The organism is Candidatus Harpocratesius sp., assembly GCF_054039255.1.
Genome location: NZ_JBPLBG010000030.1, coordinates 1 through 24,127, shown reverse-complemented (window position 1 = coordinate 24,127; position 24,127 = coordinate 1). Strand labels below are relative to the sequence as shown.

13 protein-coding genes are annotated in these 24,127 nt (G+C 32.6%); 5 read left to right on the top strand and 8 right to left on the bottom strand.

Annotated features, from left to right (window positions below):
• Nucleotides 1-45: 45 nt before the first annotated feature.
• Nucleotides 46-1,836: a hypothetical protein gene (locus ACXLDF_RS05820; protein ID WP_457557556.1), complete on the bottom strand. Its 1,791-nt coding sequence runs from the start codon at nt 1,834-1,836 to the stop codon at nt 46-48.
• Nucleotides 1,837-1,898: 62 nt separating this feature from the next.
• Entirely contained in the window at nt 1,899-8,987 is a 7,089-nt protein-coding gene (locus ACXLDF_RS05815; RefSeq protein WP_457557555.1) for a transglutaminase domain-containing protein, read from the bottom strand.
• A 300-nt stretch (nt 8,988-9,287) separates the two neighbouring features.
• Here ACXLDF_RS05815 and tmk point away from each other — a divergent pair, with 300 nt between their 5' ends.
• The 3 genes from tmk to ACXLDF_RS05800 all read left to right on the top strand — a co-directional run bounded on the left by tmk (nt 9,288) and on the right by ACXLDF_RS05800 (nt 12,383).
• Nucleotides 9,288-9,944, top strand: a complete 657-nt coding sequence (tmk, locus tag ACXLDF_RS05810; RefSeq protein ID WP_457557554.1) for a dTMP kinase — start codon at nt 9,288-9,290, stop codon at nt 9,942-9,944.
• A gap of 129 nt (nt 9,945-10,073) precedes the next feature.
• Nucleotides 10,074-11,201: a type II methionyl aminopeptidase gene (gene map / locus ACXLDF_RS05805; RefSeq protein WP_457557553.1), complete on the top strand. Its 1,128-nt coding sequence runs from the start codon at nt 10,074-10,076 to the stop codon at nt 11,199-11,201.
• A 63-nt stretch (nt 11,202-11,264) separates the two neighbouring features.
• The gene (locus tag ACXLDF_RS05800) at nt 11,265-12,383 is read left to right on the top strand and encodes a C45 family autoproteolytic acyltransferase/hydrolase (RefSeq protein WP_457557552.1); all 1,119 of its coding nucleotides are present in this window, start codon (nt 11,265-11,267) and stop codon (nt 12,381-12,383) included.
• A 64-nt stretch (nt 12,384-12,447) separates the two neighbouring features.
• Here ACXLDF_RS05800 and ACXLDF_RS05795 read toward each other — a convergent pair whose 3' ends face one another.
• The 4 genes from ACXLDF_RS05795 to ACXLDF_RS05780 all read right to left on the bottom strand — a co-directional run bounded on the left by ACXLDF_RS05795 (nt 12,448) and on the right by ACXLDF_RS05780 (nt 17,398).
• The gene (locus tag ACXLDF_RS05795) at nt 12,448-13,401 is read right to left on the bottom strand and encodes an NAD-dependent epimerase/dehydratase family protein (RefSeq protein WP_457557551.1); all 954 of its coding nucleotides are present in this window, start codon (nt 13,399-13,401) and stop codon (nt 12,448-12,450) included.
• A 75-nt stretch (nt 13,402-13,476) separates the two neighbouring features.
• Complete coding sequence (locus tag ACXLDF_RS05790; RefSeq protein WP_457557550.1) at nt 13,477-14,685, bottom strand: zinc ribbon domain-containing protein; 1,209 nt, start codon at nt 14,683-14,685, stop codon at nt 13,477-13,479.
• A gap of 64 nt (nt 14,686-14,749) precedes the next feature.
• The gene (locus tag ACXLDF_RS05785; RefSeq protein ID WP_457557549.1) at nt 14,750-15,679 is read right to left on the bottom strand and encodes a hypothetical protein; all 930 of its coding nucleotides are present in this window, start codon (nt 15,677-15,679) and stop codon (nt 14,750-14,752) included.
• Between the two features lie 111 nt (nt 15,680-15,790).
• The gene (locus ACXLDF_RS05780) at nt 15,791-17,398 is read right to left on the bottom strand and encodes a metallophosphoesterase family protein (protein ID WP_457557548.1); all 1,608 of its coding nucleotides are present in this window, start codon (nt 17,396-17,398) and stop codon (nt 15,791-15,793) included.
• Nucleotides 17,399-17,707: 309 nt separating this feature from the next.
• Between ACXLDF_RS05780 and ACXLDF_RS05775 the strand changes: the two genes are divergently transcribed.
• Together ACXLDF_RS05775 and ACXLDF_RS05770 are read left to right on the top strand one after the other, a co-directional pair.
• Nucleotides 17,708-19,879 carry a sodium-translocating pyrophosphatase gene (locus ACXLDF_RS05775; protein WP_457557547.1) on the top strand — a complete coding sequence of 724 codons (2,172 nt, stop codon included), beginning with the start codon at nt 17,708-17,710 and terminating at the stop codon, nt 19,877-19,879.
• A 331-nt stretch (nt 19,880-20,210) separates the two neighbouring features.
• Nucleotides 20,211-21,233 carry a P-loop NTPase family protein gene (locus ACXLDF_RS05770; protein WP_457557546.1) on the top strand — a complete coding sequence of 341 codons (1,023 nt, stop codon included), beginning with the start codon at nt 20,211-20,213 and terminating at the stop codon, nt 21,231-21,233.
• Between the two features lie 53 nt (nt 21,234-21,286).
• On the opposite strand, the gene ACXLDF_RS05765 is transcribed toward ACXLDF_RS05770, so the two are convergent.
• Nucleotides 21,287-22,189, bottom strand: coding sequence for an MBL fold metallo-hydrolase (locus ACXLDF_RS05765; protein WP_457557545.1), 903 nt, complete (start codon nt 22,187-22,189; stop codon nt 21,287-21,289).
• 144 nt (nt 22,190-22,333) lie between these two features.
• Entirely contained in the window at nt 22,334-23,884 is a 1,551-nt protein-coding gene (locus ACXLDF_RS05760; RefSeq protein WP_457557544.1) for an amidase, read from the bottom strand.
• Nucleotides 23,885-24,127: the final 243 nt, after the last annotated feature.

Genomic DNA, 24,127 nt, shown 5'->3' with positions numbered 1-24,127 from the left:
TATTAGTATTGTATTAATTTTTTCCACTTAAATGTTTTAATATCTTTAGTCTCCACCTATTTTTAGGGTGACCCCCTCCATCATTTCAGTTTCAGGAGTTACTTCCAAGGCAAAATTTAGTACAGTTCCAGTGATCTCTTGAAAAATTCTTGCAAAAACTTTCATTGAACGTTCATATTCTTCAGGAGTTAGATCGTAGGCACCATAAGTTACATTTTCAACTAATGCAATATATGGATAAGTTCTAAGTGGATCTAAACCATATTTTGTCACACATAAAATTGCAAATTCACGTAATGTTTGATTTTTCTCCCGCATTAATCCATATTTTTCATTAATTAAATCCGCAAATATTTTATAAGAATATGCTATGGCTTCTCTACGGCGATCTACTTTGAATAATAAGTTCATAATGGCAAATTTTTCTAAATCTATTTTTCTTAGTTTAATTGAACGTCGGTGAGTTTGTTCCATACGATACCTCTGAAAAACAACAATTCCTCCAATGACCAAAGCGGCTATTCCAACAGGAACGAGAATTCCAATCCAGTTCTTTGCAGGAGCTTGAATTGTTGCATTTGCTGCAAGATTTCCCCCGTAATTAGGTTCATCAAAAATAGCTATGTTGATTACTCCATTATTTTGAATGCTACTACTATCTATAACAGTTTCTCCACCATTTAACACTGAAATTGATACAGATAATGTTCCATTTACTGTTATTCCATTAGAAGCAAGATTTATAGTTTGAAGAATTTCACCTTTTGAATCTGTTAGGTAAGGCCCTAAATTAGCAGTCTGATTCCCCACATTTAATGTAATTGAGATTTGGCGATTATTTAATGGTAAATTAGTGTTATTGTTGAACCATAAAGTGGCTTGAATTTGAATATCATCTCCAGTATAAACTCCTGATTCTGAAGAATTTTTAGCATTTGTAACGACAAGATCTGCTGAAACACTTGAAATGTGGGGTATTGGTATAGAATAATTTGATGGAGCAATCTGATAAAAACTATTAGAACCTTCGGTGGTAAAATTGACACCAGAATAATAAACACCTAAACTAGACAAACCTGCTTCTTGAGTTATAGATAATTGTACTTGCCCAGTATTATCAATATTAATACCAGATTGCAAAACATCTGAAAGATTACCATTTCTATAAAGAGAAACATTCGATGCACTTAACGGTATGGCATTATCATCTGTTAATGTAATTAATATGGAATATTGATCATTTGTCAAAACTGGATCTACAATGTTAGTAGTTATTGAAAGTAATGAAGTGGCTAAAACATCTATGTTTTTAGGGGGATCTAAAAAGGTTTCAGGACCTACATATATATTATTGCTTGGATCTTCTGTGATATTTGCATAAATTGTTATATTGGTATTATAATCGATAGTATGGGGAATTGTATAATGAATAGTAAAATTACCATTTGCATCAGTAAGAACACTTAAATTTGCATTTCCATTTAAACCATTATATGCAACCCCATTTACAACAGGAAATACGGGATAATTTGTCAGGTTAAGCAATTGAGGAGCATTAAACCAAAAAATATGACCGGATAAGGTAATATTCTCCCCTCGATAGATGTGAGAATTATTAATAGGACTTAATGATATCCAAATATTTGTAGATTCGCTAGATTGTGGTAATTGATTCAGAAAATTGCTTGTATTATCAAGATTTTTAGTGTTATTTGATTTTTGATTATTTGTTTGGGAAATTACATGAAATTGAAAACTAAAAATAATCCCTCCAATTAAAATAAACGAGACTAATACCAATATGAATTTAGAATTTTGTTGTTTTTTCTGATTCATGATATTTATTCACCATCTACCTGTTATTTGAATTTATTCTTGATAGAGAAATAATTTCAATATCAAGAAATTGGCCCTCCATTTTCAGTTTCATTCAAGTACAAACTATTGTTGCCATCAAATACGAGTAAAATTTCATCTAAGTCATAAGGACAATCCTCAATAAGAAATACAAAATGTCCTTGAGCATCAGTTGTAACTGTAAATCGTGCAACTTCATCACCTGATGTGTTATAGAGAATCAAAGTGACATTCTGATTTGCAAGCCTATTTCCATCAGAATCGGTAAGATTTCCAAAAATAGTAATATCACTTCCTCCGATAATTATACCTGTTTGTTGATTTAGTGGGAAAGGAAGAGCACTATTATCAATGGTATAATTATATTCAATACTTGTGTTCTGATATACCCAGAAATAAGAATTGTCAGTAGAATTAACTGGAATAGCATCAGGAGTGTATCCCACTGAACCTAAATCTACATCTAGAGTGCCATTAAATCCAACAACTACTGTAAATTGTCCTCGATAAGGAGCACTGGTAATACTTAAAGAAATATCGTATGCACCATCTGTTGTATCGTGATAGTAATTAACAGTATATGAATAAGAGAATAAATCACTTACATCACTTGCTCCGGAATAAATATAAACTGAAAGAGTGGCATCCAAATGACCATGAGCAGGATTGCTACTATCAACTAAACTCCCAGTTACTCCAAAAGTAAATGGCGCGGTTTGATATAATGTCATGTTAGATGAATACCCATTAATTGAAGCTGTTAATGTCAATGGATTCTGATAAAAGACCCAATGATCTGATTGAGCAGTAATTGTATAACTTGTTCCATCATAAGAAAGATCTAGTTGATAATGATGACCACCAGGATACACATTTCCATTAAATGAAATTGTGAAATTAGCATAACCATTTCCATCAGTTAACAAATTCCATGTTGTTCCATTTGATAAATCTGTTAATGTAACAGCAGCTCCGCTTACACCACTTCCTTTAAGAGTGAATGCACAAGAAATCTTGATAGAATCACCAAAAGTTTGAGTTACACCACCAATATCATCATACGGAGCATAGTCATAATTTTTAGTTTCATTGAAATTGAAATTATAATTCGATGATGTAGTAAACGTATAAGTAACTCCATCAAATGAAACAGCCACAGTAATTATATGAGCTCCAGGATTCCACCCTGGTCCGAAATTAACAGTATAGTTCACCCAACCATTTGCATCAGTATTACCTGAATGAAGTAATCCTTCAACAGAATCAGTAATTGTAACAGTCGCACCTGAAACAGGATTTGCTAAAGAAAGAAATTGTGAACTCAATTGCAATGAATCACCAGCTCCATATTCAGATCCAGTAAAATCATCCGTAATATCTAAATGATAATTTTTAGTATAATCGAAATTCACTGAGAAAGTATCCTGTTTATTTACAGTAAACGTTGTTCCATCAAAGGTTGCATCTATAGTATATGTCTGCAATCCAGTATAATTTCCTGGTCCAAAAGTGAGTGTAAAGTTCGCCCAACCATTTACATCGGTGACACCAGATGTAATCGGGTTTCCAGCAGGATCTTTCAAAATGATTACAGCACCAGCAACTGGATTAGTTTTTGATAAAAATCTAACATTGATATCTATGCTATCATCCGAACCTACAGAACCCGAAATATTATCTGTATGAATTACTTGATAATTCTTTGCATAATCAAAGAAAATAAGGACATTTGTTTGATTAGTTATTGTATATCCATAAGCATCTGTATAACTAATTGTTAATGAAAAATTATGCCATCCTGTAATATTTCCTGGAGCAAATTCAATTGTGAAATTTGCGTATCCACTTGCATCAGTTAAATCGGTTATATCAATTGAAGGATTGGTTATATCTACTAACCTAACTGTTTCTCCTGCAATTGGAGTTCCATAATGGGCAAATGTTACTGAGACATCAATGATATCGTCTGTCCCCACTGAGGAAGCACCTGTTGAATCCCAAGATTCAAAAGTATAGCCTTTTGGACTGAAATAAATATTATAGATTTGGGAGAAATATACCAAATACCCTGCCCCATCAGTGTACGAAACATTAATTTTAAATTGATGCCATCCCAAGATGTATCCTGCAGCAGCAAACTCCACTGTGAAATTCCCTTGTCCTGTTCCTGTTGTTATAATCGAATTCAAGGTTGTTCCTTCAGTTAAGTCAGTTAATGTCATATTTGCTCCTGATACTCCTAAATATGAGCCACTACCATTGTAATCAAAAATACCAGATATGTGGAAAGGTTCATCTAATCCAATCCATGAATTATCAGTTACATTCATCCATGTTCGAAATCGGTATCCTTCGGTTGGTTGGAAATTAATGACAATATTAGTATATTCAAAATAAATATTATAGCCATAACTATCCGTATAGTTTACATATATTTTGATGTCATGTTCTCCGGTAACTATTCCATGACCAAAAAAGAGATTGAATTGAGAATTACCACTTCCGTCTACAGCTTGCAATTGATCCATTGATCGATTTGCAAAATCAATTAAATTAACTGAAGCAGAATTTTCAGGTGTAATTCCATTATGTAGAAAACTTGTGTTAAATTGGACAGTCTGCCCACCTGAAACAATAGGAGTATTATTTGTATTTGGAGTTGGGAAAGAATAAAATGATGATGGATCGAAATTTACATTTGATACAGAATAAGTAAATTCATAAATATATCCATAAGGATCACCAGTATATGTATAATTTAATAAATAAGAATGAGTCCCGACTCTTAATCCTGAACCAAATGTTATTAAAAAGGTTAAATTTCCATTAATAAATGTTGAATCAACCCATGTGGAAGAACTATTTGATGTATCTGTTAGATTTGCAGAACCTGAATTGAATGCAGAACCATAGTGAAGTACATTTAATGATACTTGCATCTTATATCCAGAATCTACAGTAACTCCTGTTACATTATCCCATGGTGTACAATTAAAGAAATTAGCAGGGTCAAAATTAACAGACAAATCGCGTTCAAATTGGATAGTAAAAGCGCTTCCAACATATTTTACAGTTAAATTATAAGTTCGAAGTCCAGTTTGGATGTTAGAACCAAAGAAGACTGTAAAATTAGCATAACCATTAATATCTGTGGATAACGTCCAACTTGTTCCATTTAAATTATCAGTCAAAATAGTTGTAGCTGATTGAAATCCTGAACCTTTAAGCAGAAGTTCTCCATCAATTAAGAGAGTATTTCCTGAATCTGTATAAACAACTCCATATGTTGAAAAATCACTATGATTCATAAACCCTGTAAAAGCAAAATTTTTACTTTCGTTAAAGTATATTTCAATCAAATGATTAAAACGAACATGATATGAACCTTGAGGTAAATCTAAAGAGATATTATATCGATGCAATCCTGTCATATTTGCAAATCCGAATGTTAATGTCCAATTATAATATCCGTTTGAATCTGTAAGAAACACACGAGAAACAGACGGTGCGTTTAAATCAGTAATGTTTACTGGAGCACCACTTATTTTAGTTCCATTCACATATTCAAAAACACCAGATAGATGGAAAGAATCATCGACACCCAATTGCCTACTTAAATAGGGAACTAATAATGAGTATGTAGTATAGTTTAATTGAGAATCAAAGTTATAACTTTTTGTTTCGTTAAACACAACCTCGATATAAGTAAAATTAGTACTGACGAGCAGTCCATCATCATATGAAACATTAAATAGAAATTTATTTACTCCTGTTATATTTCCCGGACCAAAATTAAAAATAATTTCTACAGCTCCTTGCGCATTAGTTTGAATATTCCATTGCGCAGATGAATTGAGGTCAATAAGGGTCACGTTAGCACCCGCAACAGGACTTCCATCATCCTTAAATATCGCTGTAAAATTAAGAGAATCTAATACTCCAAACTGTCGCTGTTGTACGGTTGTGGTTGAATTCCAAGTAGAAATTGCCTGGCTATTTAAAAATGTATCAAATGTATATGAAGAAGGATTCATAACTTCTAAAGTTCCATCACTGGAATCATTAGAAGATGGGAGGCTTTGGAAATATGGCATCCATAGATTATTCCAAGAGTTGTTCCATCCATATGTGTTTGTTAGATTGAAATAACCTTCAAAATATACATCTGTTCTGAAAGGACTATAAGAAGGTGCAGTTAAATTATAGAAATTAAATTGCTCGCTGTACCCTAGTAAAGGATTTGTAACCATTTCAGTGAATATTCCGTTTTGCATAAAACTCGTATTCCATGCTTTTCCATTTCGATCAAATACTCGATAATGAATAATGTAATTTGATATATTCTCACCGGTTCCAGCATCATATACGCGTCCATAAATCGTAAAACTGTCATAAGGATCTCCAAGTTCATTGTTCAAATAATACACGTTTGTCTTTGTTGGGAGACCTGCAGTACCACCAGTGAAGTTTTCTGAAATTTGATCTACTACAAGCGGATCTTGAATTACAACATAGAAATAAGTTTCTGCTGTATTGGGAGCAGTAGGCCATACCATTCTCAACAAATGAGGTCCGGCAGTCCAATCAGAATCTAAATCTGAATTTAATTGATATAATACAGATCCATATCCTTGATTATCAGTAGTAAATGAAGTGACAAGCCGATTTCCTTCAGTTATATCAAAAATTTGAACTTGTTGGTTAGATGAATAATTATATCCCTGCCATAATGAAGCAGAGAAATTAAGAACTAGATTAGTTCTACTTCCATAGATTACAGGATCTTGATATATTGGTAAAGAACTATTATGAGCATAACGTGTGGTATTTATATAGAAATGATATTCATAATATTCATCATTATACATTAAAAATGTCTCATTCTTTGCATCAGTATATCCCGCAACAGCATGAGCAGGAATTCGTGTTGGAAAAGATGAAAATAGTGTTTGATATTGAGGAGAAAATTTAGCGATATCTGCTGAAATATCAAAAACACCATAAAAATTTGTAAATATTTCATATTCTCTGCCCCAATCACTTGAAATGAATCCAGGAATCGAAACAACGGCCGTAAACATTCCATCACCTCCAGTTATTATGCTACTTGGTGTGGGAGTAAAACTACTCGGAATTGGTTCATTAACTGTTGCTAGTTTAATACCTGTAAAATTAAGTTCTACATTTGCAACTGTTTTATTAAGAACTGGATCGAATGCATATCCGCTTATTCCTTGATTTTGATTAGTATTTGGTCCAGATACTATAATAGTATTCGATATATTACTGAAAATTTGAACATCGTCTAATATATTAATTACTGTTATGTTAAATATAGGTACATCATAATATTCAGTACTAATATTAAGAGTATGAGGTCCAACAACTAATTCATCCAAATTCAAAGAAAAAGTAATTTGACCATTAGCGTCTGTATATCCTATATCAAGAATTTGATCATAAGTTACATCTTTGAGTGTAATTAATTGAGAACCCATAGGATCATCGTTAAATACATATGTAAGAGTAATATCTAATGATTGTGCTTCATCAAAAGCATTATAGCGCTCATAACCTGCTGGATCAGGGTAAAAATCAGTACCACCATTATACTGTAAGTTAAAGTTCACATCATCCGGACTTTGGGGAATTACCGGCGTTGCAATAAATTTATTATCAAAAGCAACCCAATCACCATCACTTGAAGAAGTAGGGATAAAAGCTTCAACCCACGTATAAATATTTCCTACTAAATAAGGATAATATGTTAATCCATCATTTGAATCATAAAAAGAAGTGATACCAAGTGTAGTTGAAATCAAATCATTATATTTAAAACCAGAAACATAACGTGCACTAATACCATTTAATCGAGCTAAAGCAACAATTAATGAACTAAATTCAAAAGGATATTGAGATTCACCGCTTCCACAAAACCACTCTATAGGATCTTGACCATCAGGAGGGCGGGCATCACCTAAAGGATTATATACAAAACTTGCACCAACAAAGTCCACAATTGCTTGCATTTTTGCATATGTATTTGTTGCAGTATAAAAAGCAACGTAATTTTCTAGCTGAGTAGCAACTGTATTAAAATTTTCATGGTTGGATCGATATTCAGACCAAGAAATTGTTTGAGTACCATCATAAGGTCCATTTAAACATCCTTCTACTTCTGTACTTGTAGATGTATAATCAGACATTTCTAAATTTAATCCTGTATAATAAGTAGAAGATTGATAATCATTATCATTATATAAAAGATCATAAGTGAAATTTGTCATCTTTGTCATATCTTGGAGAGAAAATGTTGTCTCTGCCCAAGCCCCACCTAAATACGATTGGCTTTTTAGACTAGGATCACTAGTTGGAGTAACAGGATCTGATTGTAAAGAATCAGATAAAACCCTAGGGTGGGGTGAATTTGTATAAATTGTCGTAACTGTTTTATCTGTAACTACAGTTGGAACTTTAATATGAAATTTCTTGTCAGCAGTGGTTGGATCTTCAATTAACGTACCTGAACCACCAATTGAACCTTCAGTCCAGTCAAAAGATGTTAAGTCATACTGATCATATGCTTTAGATTTAAAGAGAGTATCTTCATGATCAGCCCACACATTTGAAGGATTATTTCCTGCTGCAAAAAACATAGGTTTTGCAATTAGAACAGCAACTAATGCAGGATCATCAAATTGATCTAATAAATCACCTGAAAAACTATCTCCTGCTAAACTATCAAGCAAAGTTCCTAATTCATCATCATATGCATCAAGAAATTCATCTGGAGTCATTTCTGCTTGAAGTAAATAATCACTAATATTCTCACCAAACATATTCTCCATTAATTCTAATTTCTCTTCTAAAGACATATTATTTAAAAGATCAGAATTAAGCAATGCATCGATGTATGCAGAAGGATCGAATGTTAATTCTACCTTAGTTACATCATCCCATGGTATAATTTCTGCTTCATTTTGAGAGCGATCTAACTTTCCTGCATTAGGATCGGTTAATAGAGCAATAAATGTTGTGTTAAACATATATACTCCAACCACAATAGATGTCAGAAATACTAGTTTAAATATATTCTTTGCATTGAATACTTTTGCTGTTCCCTTCGGCATAATATACTGTGTACTTGGAACTCAACTACCTATAAATCTTAAGGATTTCAATATCAATGTAGAGATTAATAATAGATACAGATTCAAAATATCATCAATATAGATAAAATCATCTTGATTTGTGGAGATTTCAAGTATTTTGTAAATATATATTACTTACACTTCTCATTCCCAAAGGAAAATAAGATAATTGAAAAATTAATTGGCCCATAATTGAATTAATAAAAGAGAAAACAGTTTCAATTTTTCATAGAACGTTCCTAAAAAAATTAAAGCATAGTATTTTACTACATAATGAAAATGAATGCATCATCTTGGCATGGATTATTCATAGTCTTAGAAGGAATTGATGGAAGCGGCAAAACAACGATTGGTAAAATGCTGTTTTCTTTTTTTCAACAACGTGATTTACCAGTTCTTTTAACAGCTGAACCTTCCCAAGGTAAAATCGGCAAAATAATTAGAGAAAATCTTCAAGATAGTTCAATTCATCCTGCCATTGATGCATTACTTTTTGCAGCTGATCGAATTGACCATGGTAATAATGAAATTCTTCCTGCTTTAAAAAAAGGATACATTGTAATTTCTGATAGATACATTGATTCATCTTTAATTTACCAAACAATCCAAGGAAAAAATTTACAGATTTCAATCGATTGGGTTAAAGAATTGAATAAATTTTGTTTAATTCCTGATAAGATCTATTTATTGGATATTGATGCCAATCTAAGCTTAGCCAGACGTAAAAAACAAAATTCCACAAAAAATGAGCAAATGGAAAAATTTGAAAAACTGGCTTTTCAACAAGAAATACGAAATGCTTTTTTAAAATTAGCAAGAGAGGATTTGACAAAAAATCATAGGATTGTAGATGCCTCAAAACAACCAAAAGAAATACTACATGATATTCTGAAGGATTTAGAGAAATTATTCGTAGTTAAAGGTTTGACTTTATAGGAATTCTTATCCAAACGTATTTTTCCTTTATTTAATCTGTTCCCCATTTTGATCCCATCGATTATTGATGGAAAAATTAAAGGGAAATTACAGATATATTTTATTACTGATTGATTTAGTGATTATTTTATGGCGAAAAAAAACACCAAGAAATCGAAATCTTCTTCAAAATCGAAATCTCAAGATAAGAATAAACCAGCTAAAAAAGCGATTGATTTAGAAAAACCGAAAAAAGATATAGATATGGAAAAAGAGGAAAATAAATCTCAAGAACCCTCAACTGAAAAAAAAGAGGACAATTCTGAAGAAACATCTGAATTATCTGAAGAAGAATTAGCTAAACAAGAAGAAGAAAAAGAAAAGCAACTTCGTTTGGATTCATTTCGTAAAGCGGGAGAAATTCATAAAAAAGTTGTGGAATTTATCCGTCCTCAAGTAAAGGTTGGAGCTAAATATTTAGATCTCTGTGAAGCCGCTGAAGCAAAAATAATCGAATTGGGAGGAGAAATTGGATTTCCAACGAATATTTGTGTAAATGAAATTGCAGCTCATTACACCAGCCCACCTGATGATGAACATATAATTAAAGAAGGAGATATTGTAAAAGTTGACATTGGTGTAGCTGTGGAAGGTTATACAGCAGACGGTGCTTTTACAGTTTCGTTTAATAAAGACCCAGAAACTCAAAATCTGATTACTGCAGTTGAAACTGCTGTAATGAAGGGTTTATCTTTAATAAAACCAGGTGTAAAAGCCAATGAAGTTGGTAAAGAAACCCAAAAGATAATTAAGGGCTTTGGATATAACCCAATTCCAGAACTAAGTGGACATTCAATCGAACGATGGCAGGTACATGGTGGAAAAGAAATTCCTAATGTCGCAGCCCCTTCAGGAATCATATTTGAAGAAGGAGATGTATTTGCCTTAGAATGTTTCGCCAGTACAGGTACTGGAAATATAAGCAGAGCACCTTATTGTTATATTTACGAATATAATATATCAGCTGATAGAGTTCCTTTTCGAGGAAAAGTAACGCGTAAGGTAATGGGCTGGATTGGAAAGAAAAAGAAAAGTCTTCCATTCAGTACTCGTGAGTTAATAAAGGAATTTCGTACGGGTAAATTTGCTATCCGTGAATTAACAAATAGTGGAAAACTTTACCAACATCACGTTTTAAGAGAAAAAAAGGGAATTTATGTCAGTCAATTTGAGCATACCTTTTTGGTTACTGCGGATGGTATTGAACAATTAACATAGATAATAATCTTCGATTAATCATAATTTTTTTCTACTTTATTCCGTTATTTATCGAAGAGTGTAATGAAATTCAACTTTTACTTACCATATTTCGAATTTTTTGGATCTGGATACGATCTGGGTTTAAAAATTGGACAAAAATTTAGAAAAAGAATTAAGAATGCATATAAAAACAGCCCGTTCATTAAAAAACTTCAAGAAATTGATAAACACAATCCAGAATATACTGATCAAATGATTCTTATTGGAAAACGAAAATATCCAAAATACATTATGGAAATTGAAGGAATGGCAGAGGGTGCAAAAGTTGATGTTAGAAACTTATTTTTAATGAATTTTAGACATTCTTATGAATTTGGATGTTCCAGTATTTTGATAAAAGATGATCAAAATTCTCATACAGAAAGATTTTACTTAGGCCATAACGAAGATCACGATTATTATTTAGCAAGTAATGCTTATTTGGTTAAAGTGATTTTAGAGACTGGAATATCCTTTTTATCTCATCTTTATCCTGGTTGCTTAGCAGGGCCAAGTTTTTGGGTAAATTCCTATGGAGTTGGTATTAGCGGAAATGCAATAAATGAACAAAAAAAAAAACTTGGAATTCCAAAAAGTCTATTGGATAGAGCAGCAGTAGAAGCAAAGTCTATAAGCGAAATATTATCAATCTTAACAAATAAAGGCAGAACAGGCGGATATAGTTACAATATATTTTCAATGCCCGACTTTTCTCTTATTAATCTAGAAACTACTTCAACAGATTATGCAAAGATTTCAGTTGCAAATAATTCAGAACGTTTCATTTTTTTCCATACTAATCATTATATAAATCCAAAGTTTTCATATATCAAGAATAAACTCGGAAATTCAAGTGATCGCCGTTTACAAGCATTAAAGAACAGGACTTCCAGATTATCTAAATGCTTAAACAAAAAAAACAATTTTAAAATTCTTCCTATTATTACACAACAACTTCTTTTCCATGATTCTGTTCATGTAACACCAAAAAATAAAAATAAGAAGTTGTTTAATTCTAAAATTCATGGAATTACATCATGCACAGTTCTTTTTACAATTGAAAGACAAAAAATTGAAATAAAAATTATACCTCATAATCAAAACGAGAAAAAAATAAAGCAATTTACAGTAAAGAATGGAATTATATCGAAAATTCAGTAAAGTTTTAAAAAATTTAGAGTGACTAGAGCGACTAGAGCGATTAGAGTGATTAGAGTGAAAAATTTCAAGAGTGAGTTAAATTTTCCATCCAATTAACATATCTATGAACACCTTCAGTGAATGAAACTTGTTCTTTAAAGCCCAATCTCTTCAATTTATCAATTGATAGCAGCATTTTGGCAACATCACCTACCCAACCGCGCGACCCACCAGTATATTGATGATTTACATTTTCCAATCCCATTTCTCGTTCGTAAATTTCTGCAATTTCGTCTACAGTATACCAAGATTCAGAACCAACATTAAATGCATCATATGACTTTTTTTGATTTTCAATTTGTTCACTAACTAAAAGAACAGCTTGAATTGCATCAGATACATGCATGTACGATTTTTGCTGAGTTCCATCCCCTAAAATGGTCAATTCTTGGGGGTTTTCTTTCAAATGATGATAAAAATCCCACCCTACACCATGATGTGATCGTTCTCCGAAAATATTTGCAAATCTAACCGATGCTATTTTAAATCCATAAGAATGAGCATAAGCAGAGAGATACATTTCAGCTGCAGCTTTAGATGCACCGTATGGGCTAATTGGATGAAATTGAGTTTTTTCAAAGATGGGATATTCATCTACTTCACCATAAACAGTTCCACCTGAACTTGCAAAAAGCATCTTTTTAATTTTATGAGCGCGCATATATTCCAAGATCATTATTGTACCATTCATATTGTGATCATAGGAGCTCATTGGATTAGGAACACTAGTTCTAACATCTGGATCGGCAGCAAAATGAAATATCATATCAACTTTAGGTAATTTTTCAAGCATGATTTCTCGATCTCGAATGTCTGCTTGGATGAATTCACATATTCCTGAATCAATATGAGATTGAATGTTAGAAATATGCCCATCAATTAACGAATCGATTACCATGATATGGTGATTTTGAGAAACTAATGCATCAACCAGATGTGAGCCAATAAAACCAGCTCCACCAGTAACGAGAATTTTCATGAATACATGAAGTTCTCTGTAAAAGAAAAACTTTTTTCACTTGATTACATAATTCTTTGAAGACAATTCATTGATCTAGATATTCTCAGTTCCGCAATGAGGACAAATTGGATCACTAGGATTTAATTTTCCACCACATGCAAAACAATATTTCTCTTTAGATGTTTCGTTTTCTAAATCATCGCTAATACTTTCGGGTCCGAAAGGATCATTAGGATAATTTGTGCTGATAGTTTTGGAATCGTTTAGTTTTTTCTTGGGATCTTCAAATCCAACTATTTTAAGAGATGAAGGTTGATTTGATAAAGTTGATTGCTTAGAAAGAATTTCAGGCTGATCTTCAGAAATAATACTCCCAGCAGACGATTTTGTAACATCCAAAGTAGTAGGTGCTTGTTTGAATTGATCCAAAATAGGAGTATTAGAAGGAACTGCACCAGGGGTAATAATAGATGCATTTGAAAAAGGAGCCGGCGCGACTTCCTTCATAATATCAGGTATTTTTTTTAGTTCATCTTCAATACGAGATAATTTTTCTAAATCACTTGATAATTTTTCAGAATTATTTAGAATTCCATTAGCCGAAGCTGAATCATTATTATTTGTCTCACTATTTGTAGTTAAAGAGTTTTTATTATTATTCATCGAAGTGTGATTATTAATCGAAACGTCTGTAGGTTGTTCTGGAACATCTGTGGCTGATAAAAAGAAAGGATTTACTTGAGGTGCTTGATTATTTGAAGGTATTTCTGAAATATCAGGGTTTTCATTCTCACCTGTATTTATTGTAGACATAGAAGAAATATGTGAATCTTGATTTTCATTTATAGGTGTAGGATTTAAAAGATCATCAGGAACATCGGGAAATTCTTGGAGCTGTGAATATACTACTTCTTCATCTTCACTTTCATTTAATTTCGAAAATTGCGTTTTTTCAAATGATTCAGTTTCAGAAGATGTAGGTTTTGATATAAGACTTTGTTCACGTTCTTTGATTGATCTCAATAATTCATCTATTTCTTGAGATGATAATTTTGAATCTACAACTGAACTAATCAAACCAGCTCTAATTAGTTTTATTTTTTTTACAATTGTATCTGCTTGATAAATCAATTGTTTTCTTAATTTTCGGGGACAATTTGAAGATTTAGCAAAGTTAATCATAAATAAAGTTAATTCAAACCACACCTTTTCTGCATCGCGAGGATGGGTTTTTTCAATTATTTTTGCATCTTGCATTTTTTGCTTGAATAGTGTGTTAAATTGAACCATTGTTAGATTCATTTTATCACCTCGATTTAAATTATTTTAAGTATACTAAGATTATAAAAGTATTTTACACCAGTTCTTAGCGCCTCTGACCACAACTATTACAAACCATCGTAGAACGATCAACTAGATTTCCACAATTATTACAAAATCTAAAAGACCAATATGTATCTATAGATTGAGGGAACGCCCATTTGATCAGAGGATAGCTAATAGATTCTGGAGTAGCAATTTGATGAGTTGTTTTTTCAGAGGTAATTTCGTTTATTTCAGGTTCTTCGATATTAACTATCTCATCTTCATTCTCTTCAGGTAAAGCAATGTCGCTACTTAAAATAGGTGTATCGATGGACTGAAATGATACTTGTTCTTTTGATGAAGAAGCATTTGTTATTGAAATATCATTATCAGAAGGTTTGATCCTAAGTGAACTATGCAATTTTTCTGATATTTTTTTCTGGTCTTCCAAAAGATTAGCATTTCCAGCTTCAATTTCAAATGCTTTTTTCAAAGAATTCATTTTCTGATAAACAAGATGCATAATGTTATGAATTAATTTTTGATCCAATGCAAATCTATATAATTGAAGGAAAAACCACGACTCTTCATAAATATGCATCGCTTCTGAAGGTAAATCTTTTAGATATCGTTGGCTTATTTCAAAATAATCCCTCATTCTTCCAGTAAATATTAAAATTCTTTCTGAAAGTGGCTGTTTTTTTAGTTTTAATGTATAATCAATCAGAAGAGGTTGGATTTTTTGTTTAAACTGTGCTAACAATTTGATATATGTACTAAGAATTTCCTTATTTACATAATGATTTTTTTGATTTGGTTCATTTCTTCCATATTTTTGCTGAACTTGCAAGCAAATCTGTCGGATTTTCAACCAAATAATTAAAAAATCCAATAAATCATCATTATTTTGGGGATTATCACCATATTTTTGCACTTTTTGAAGAGATTTTAAAAGTTCTTGGTGATATTTCAGCAAGCTAGATTGAATCATGATTTTTCCTTTTTAAGCTATTGATTAAGTTTTTTTAAGAATTCTTTAAGTTTTCAGTATTTATTTAGAGTATTTATCCTATATTTCTTCATTATTTCTCAGTATTATTTATCAAATTTCCACTTTTTCATTTATTTTTTCACATGATGAAATCAAATATTCTAAATCCATTTCAAGTAGGTCTTTATCTGTTGAAAGCAAAACAGGAGGTTTAGATGATTCTAAACGTAAAAATGCCGCTTTTCCGATAGGACGATTTTTATAAGTTGAAGCTGTAAATAAACTGATCAATTGTTGACCAAAAAAGTATTTATAACCTTCTTTCAAAACTTCATGAGCACGAACCATAAAATGGAGGTGATTTTTCTCCATAAATCGTCTAAAAGGTTTCAATCCAAACTGATTTCTTCCAATATCTGGTCGTAAAATGATTTCATCCACTTCTTCGCGTGGATCAGCCCATAACAACCAATTCATATATGGATCGAATTGTTCAAAGGTGTTGACATTCGAATCTATTTCTCGTACTAACTGATTTAAATCTACTGGTTCAAGAGAATTAAGTGGATCAATTGGAATACCTCCATGAACAGCAAACACCCTTATGGTATTATCAGTTGTTTCAGTTCCAATTGCTCCACTATCTCTATTGTCTTCACCAACTTCACCATTTAATGGCTTTTTTAGAGCATTAACATGAATTACTGGAAGTCTAACAAAAAAGGCTAATATTTCTTTATAAAGAGCTTTTACCCAATCTTCAATCACAAATGTATCCGTTAAATTTTGCAAAAAACCATAATATTGATTAATTTTATAATCTTCATGATTCCCACGTAATAAAACGACATTCTCAGGATATTTTATCCAAAATGCGATAATCAAAGCTAAATTTTCCAAATCATTTGGATTTCGATCAACATAATCTCCTAAAAAAATAATTTTAATACGTTGTGATTTTAAAGTATCTAAAACTTTTTGTAAATATGAAATGATATTTATTGTTTCGCTGTAAGCCCCATGAGTATCGCCAATGTAAAAAGCGATATTACTTTCTTGGTATATCAATGGAGGATTAGGTTCAGGATAGAGATCATTCACAGACTCAAAAAATGTAAGATAATCGTCATATTCCAGTGAATTGCCATCCATGAGGGCTTGATAAACATCATTAACAATATCAGGAAGGGGACTAATTTTAGAAAATTTATATATTTCTGCAAAAAGTTCATTTTGGGAAAATGGTTGAGCAATTTTAGTCGCTATTTTTGTTCCTAATTCTAGTTCTGTTTCAGGTTCTACTTCAGGTTCTACTTCATGTTCTACTTCAAATTCTACTTCCGGTTCTACTTCAGGTTCTACTTCATGTTCTACTTCAAATTCTACTTCCGGTTCTGCTTCTGGTTTTGTTTCTGATTTGATCTCAGGTTCTTTTTTCATTCCTATTTCAGATACTATTTCTGATTCTTCTACTTTTTCTGGCTTCTCAACCAAATCTAAATTTGATATACCTATTTTTGCTTCTAATCGTGCAATTCTTCGGACTAAAATCGCATAATCATCTTGAAGTCTAGGAGATAAATCTTCAATTTCTTGCAATAACGATGCACATTTTTTGAGTTTTGCTAACGAATATGCGGGATCTTTACTTTCTGAAAGATTTGCAGCGCGTAGATTCCTTTTATACTGGTTTATCAATGATTGCTCTGTTAAAGGCATCTTTTTTCCCCTAATTACTTTAATATCCTTAGTTACAAATACCAATGTGTTCCATCCATAAAAGATCTCGCCCTTAAAATGAATGCATATATTATGCTATTTTAGGGGAAAAGATACCCACTTTTTTGAGTTTATATCGAATAATCAAAAAATCATAAGGTTTTTTATCGAATCTACTATCTCTAACACATTCCTTAACCAAATTTTTATTTTTATTATCATGGATAAAAGGGAATATAAGATTGCTCAAAAACGCAATTTTCTGATAAAAAAAATAAAAAAAAGGAACACAAAGGAAGGAAATTTAATATGTTACAAGAAATCGTAATAGAAGTTTGGACGCTTTGGTTTGTCCTTGTTTCTGCCATTGCAAGTTTCGTAGTTGCTTTTCTTTTGAAAAAAAAAGTTTCTAATGCAGATCCTGGAAATGAAGCAATGGTTACCGTGCAAGGTTATATTAAAGACGGAGCCGCAGCGTTTATAAAACGTCAATACACTACCTTGGCTATTTTTGTTGCTGTATTCGCAATAGTCATTGGATTCGCTTATGGTATTGGAGTCGAAGGTGATGCGATTCCATGGTATTTCATGGTATTTTCCTATATTGTTGGTTCTATCGCCTCAGGATGGGCAGGATGGCTGGGAATGAATGTAGGTGTAGATGCAAATGCTAAAACAGCACAAGCAGCCACAAAAGGTCTCGCTCCAGCATTTAATGTTTCATTCTTCGGTGGTGCGGTTATGGGTTTAATCGTCACTGGAGCAGCTCTCGGTGGTGTTTGGGCACTCTATTTCTTTACAGGTGAACCAAGATATATCCTCGGATTCTCATTTGGTGCATCTTCAATCGCATTATTTGCAAAAGCAGGTGGAGGAATCTATACTAAAACTGCTGATGTCGCAGCTGATTTAGTGGGTAAAATCGAATATTCATTACCTGAAGATGATCCTCGAAATCCAGCCGCAGTTGCGGATAATGTTGGAGACAACGTAGGAGATATAGCCGGAATGGGTGCAGACTTATTCGATTCATATGTTGCATCCATTTTAGGTGCAATGTTACTCGCATTCTCAGAAATGATTAATAATAATTTTGATACTATGAATATTAATACAACAACCATCACATCATTTCCATTAGTAATCAGTGCAGCTGGGTTATTTGCTTCAATTATTGGTATTTTCTTGATTGCAAAATTAGTCAAAGAAAGTCCAGGAAAAGCATTAAACTTAGGGACATACCTTGCAACCGCATTGTTTATTGGAATTAGTGCTTTATTCACCTTATTTATGACATTAGGTGTTAATCTTAGTGCAGATATGCCAAACCGCTTATGGGCAAACTGGGGTGCAGGTGTTTTTGGAGTTTTAGCTGGTTTAGTAATCGGAATTACTACTGATTACTTCACTAATGATGAAAAAACACCAACTCGTGCCACAGCAGAATCCTCTCAACAAGGTCATGCTTTGAATATTTTAACCGGTTTCTCCTATGGATTATTAAGTGTTGCCCCTCCTGTTATTGGAATTGTTATTGCAATGGGTGTTGCCTATGCTTTAGATGGTTTAGTTGGTGTCGCAAACGCTTCCACTGGTATGTTAGCTATTGTAGGAACTATCGTTGCAAATGATGCATATGGTCCTATCGTTGATAATGCTCGTGGAATAGCTGAACAAGGTGGATTAGACGAAGAAGTTATTCAACTCTGTGATCGACTTGACTCTGCAGGTAATACTGCCAAGGCAATTACCAAAGGTTTCGCAATTGGTGCCGCTGCATTAACTGTACTAGCTTTATTATACTCATTCATGGAAGATGCAAAAAATGTTGCTGTTTCATATGGAATTACAACCTTGAATCTTCACGATACTAATGGAATTTATCAATTGGATTTAATGAACCCAGTTATCATGATTTGCGCTCTATTAGGAATTGCAGTCCCTACTGTTTATTCTGCTGTGTTGATTTTTGGCGTCGAGCGAAATGCTCAAACTATGGTTAAAGAAATTCGACGACAATTTGAAGAAAATCCAAAAATCTTAACTGGTGAAGAACCAGCTGATTTTAAGAAATGCATTGATATCGCAACTAAAGGTTCATTAAAAGAGTTAACCGTTCCAATTATATTAGCCATTGGAACTCCATTATTAGTAGGTATTCTATTTGGAATCCAAGGTTTAGGTTCTTTCTTAGCTTCAAGTATTTTAATCGGGTTAACCTTTGCGCTTTTGCTCTCAAATTCTGGAGGTACGTGGGATAACGCAAAGAAATATATCGAAGATGGTCATTTAGGTGGAAAAGGAACCTTGGCTCATGCAGCATCCGTTACAGGAGATACTGTTGGTGATCCATTCAAAGATACAGCAGGACCTTCAATTAATACATTAATTACTGTCATGTCATTGACTGCTACAATGTTTTTGGTTATATTTGTACGGGTTGGCGACGGAATGGGTCTACTCACACCATTTTTGATTTAAGAGTCAAAAATAATGATTCACAAACCAATTAACTGCAAAATTACTTCTGAGAGAAGAAACAAAATTGCAGTTAATTCAACTTTTTTTTCTGTTTCTAATAAAACATATTCGCACATACTTGGATAAAGATTATAAAAATTAAACAGCAGATTAGTGCGAATAAGTTTATATAAATTTCTTTTTAGGATTTTAAATTTTTGAAGGATATTATTATTTTAGAGACATTCAATATCAATAACAGATATTATTTGCTAAGAAAGATTCAAAAGTGATCAAAATTAACTAATCTTTCTCTCCCTTGACCTTTTAACCTTCAAATTCAATAGAATATATGCCGATGAAATCCGACAATATTTTGCAAACCGTACATTCTACATATCCAACTATTCCTACTGACATCTTGAACTATCGTTCGAGTATCGAATATTGGGAATGGATTCAGAAGCAGCTGCGCCTTCCAGTAACTCCTACAGCCCTAAATGATTTGTTACGCGGAGGTATTTATCCCGAACTCTTCTATTTATTTACATTACCTCGGAATTTTGCAACTCCTTTCCTACTTATGCTGGCGGTGAATTCATACCATTGTTATGTGCAACAACATCACACGGCTGAGGGATTGGAGATTTACTTTATGGATACTCTGAATCGTTTTGATCCGTATTTTATCAGTGAACAAGCGCGTATACTAGGTTACAACCCAATGAAAGTACTATCAAGTATTCAATTACTGCGCGCTTTCACCTGGCCTTCACTGGTGGGAGCTTGTGAAGAACAGTTAGCAGCACTTCCACCACCATTAAACATGCGTGTGATTCTAGGTAATTACTTTTTTGGTGATTTTGAAGCCATGCTACAAGATCCACAAACAAAATTTCCTCGCAAAATTTTTCAAGACGTACAGAAAATGGTTACTGCACTGCACTCAATTCGCCATCCAAAAACGTATGTTGCCCTAACGAGCCCATTACATTCACAATCACTGATTAAACCTACTGGTGGAAATTTAGTGGCGCATTTAGCGGGAATACATGTAAGAATGACCATTTCCGAGCGATATCATTATTTTACACTGGAGCAACATCCCTTTTTAGCATCCCGCACCATCCGAATACCGATTTCAACCTTATCTCCTCAAAACAGAAGTAAAAGAAAAAAGTCAAATAGCCGTTTTATAGGAGGTAGAAATAGACGAGCACTTCCTCCTGGTATTCACAGACGTGATCCAAAAGGATTTCACCCAAAAGACAAATATCTCTTTTACAATAAAGTCAAGCAGACTCGTACGCGCGGATTGGATGATTTTTTTATCAAAAAAAGGAAAAATGAGAGAAGTAGGAAAAACAAACAATAAACTTATTCGCACTATTCAAAAATAAAACAAGAAAATCAAACAAATCATTGAATTCATGCATTAAATGAAAGTTTAGTTCCCACATAACAGGGATTTACATGATCTTCCCCCACATAAGATTTTAAAATTTGCAAAATAGGCGTTCGGTTTTTTACTGGAAGAGGAAGATGATCTGTACAGTGATTGAGATATAACATAGGATTCCCAAATTCATTTTTCAAAATTGATGCAACATCTTCCACTTCTTTTGCTGAATAACGCACCATGTGACTCCCTCCAATAATTGCTCGAATTGATTCATTAAACAGCTTTTTTGCATGTAGTGCGATATTTAAAATTCCAGCATGAGCACAACCAGTAATTATTACTATTCCAGAATCGGTGCGTAAATATACAGAAGCATCATCATACACTGGATCGACTTCAACACCGTTTTCATTTTTATGATAGACAGAAGGTTCCACACCAGTGATATATGGACGTTCCTTTATTTCTCCTGAAAACCACAAGTTTGGTGCAATTTCTACAGGTTCGGATGAATAATGAAATTCTATCATTGATTGTAAAGGTTCTTTGATACGTGGAAATCCTAAATTTAGCTTTATAAATAATATTTTGAAGAATTTATGTTCTTTGACATCTGGATGAGCAAAAATATGTAAATGATGATCTGCTGGAAGAGATTTGAGATATCCAGGTAATGCATCGGTATGATCATAATGACCATGAGATAAAATCAAAGTTTTTATTGATTCAGGAGAAATCTTAATTTCTTGCATGTTGTGAAGAAGCTTTCTACTTGATGCACCTACATCAAATAAAAAATAAGTAGGTTGTTTTGAGTCTATTTGTGATACATTCGAGATTTTAATTAAAAATGATTGACCGTGTCCTCCTTGAAAATTGCTATTAGGAAGACTTTCATTGCTAAAAAGATTAATAATTTCAAATAACATAGTGTAGGGGTAGAAGAACTTTATAAAAACTTTTTACTTTTTACTTTTTACTTTTTATTAAGAGATTTATCTACAATCAAATAGAATAGAAGTTAAAGATAAAAGATAAAGTGAAGAAAATCGAAAAAATTAAAATTAATTTTATCACAAAAATTCTAAAGACGCTATAAATTTCGGTGAATTTCGATGATGGGTCAAGATTTCATATGCATAGGCAATTTTAATTAAAGTAGGTTCTTGAAAAGCACCTGCAAAAAAAGAAATACCGACAGGCAATTCATGAACATAACCCATTGGGACAGTTATACTGGGATATCCTGCAATTGCAGCAGCAGAAGTGCTAGAAACGGTAAAATGATCTCCATTAATCAAATCAATTGGACAAGCAGGATTTGCTGTAGGTGCAACCAGAGCATCAATTTGATGTTCTGATAAAATACGATCAATACCATTAGTCCGAGTTGCTTGTATGCACTTATTCTTAAGCTTTTTGTATTCATTTGAATTAAGATCATCTTTTTCTTGTGCTTTTAGGAAAATCTCTTGACCAAAATAAGGTAAGATTTCTGATGCATGTTCTTTATTGAAAGAAATTAAGTCTGAAAGTGAATGAATTGGCATATTTGAAGGTAGATTGTGCAAGAAACGATTGAGATCGGCTTTAAATTCATAAAGCAATAATTCAAATTCCCAATCATCTAATTCAGGAGGAAAATTGAAGTTAATTGGATCGATAATAACTGCACCTGCTTGTTCCATCTTCTGAATTGCTTGTTCAAATAAATTATCAACTAGATGGTTATATCCACAATAATCGCGAACAATTCCTAACCGGATCCCATGTAATCCTTGATCATCTAAGAATTTAGTATAATCTGTTGGAATTTGCTGGGGAATTTTCTCTCCTAAACCAGCAGGATCAGAATTCTTAATACTTTCACTTGATTCTACCATTACTGAAAGAAGAATTGCGGCATTTTCAACAGTTTGAGCAATGGGGCCAGCTGTATCTTGACGATGTGAAATTGGTATAATGCCATCTTGACTAATCAAGCCAACAGTTGGTTTAATTCCTACAACTGAGTTAATATGAGCAGGACAAAGGATTGAACCATCTGTTTCTGTGCCAACAGCAGCAATACAATAATTTGCAGCCACTGCTACAGCAGATCCTGAACTTGAACCACAAGGAGTTCGATCTAATACATAAGGATTCTTCGTTTGTCGGCCAATGCTACTCCATCCGCTACTAGAATGGATACTACGAAAATTAGCCCATTCACTTAAATTTGCCTTTCCTAAAATAATTGCACCTGCATTTCTAAGCTTTTTAACTAATTTTGCGTCATAATTACCAAAATAATTAGCCAATGCTACTGAACCTGCTGTTGTTGGCATTTCATCAGCAGTTACAATGTTATCCTTGATAATAACAGGAATTCCATATAGAATTCCCTTAACTCCTACTGATAAACGCTGTTGATCTAATTCTTCTGCTATTTTAATTGCTTTTGGATTTATACTAATAATGGCTTTTAATTGAGGATTATTTTTATCTAGTTGGTTGATCTGTTTCAGTGATTCTTGCACCAGCTGCTTTGCAGTTATAGAACCTTTTCTCATTTTTGCGGCTATTTCCAGAAGACTTTTGTTATATTTAATCCCCTCGTTTTTTACTATTTTTTTTTCGTTCATTTTCATAATATCATCTTGAAAAGTCAATAAAATAATCTTTCTTTGATAATTAATTATGTAATTAATTTTTCAATTATTATATGCAGAGTAATTCTTGCAATTTAGTATTTGTCACCTTTATTAATTTTACATTTTGTTAAATTCAAAAACATTATTAGGGGATAGAGCTAAATGAAAAATAATTCCTTTCTTAAGTTTACAAGTTAATGATCCGACAAAAATATTTTCTCAAAAATAATTAAA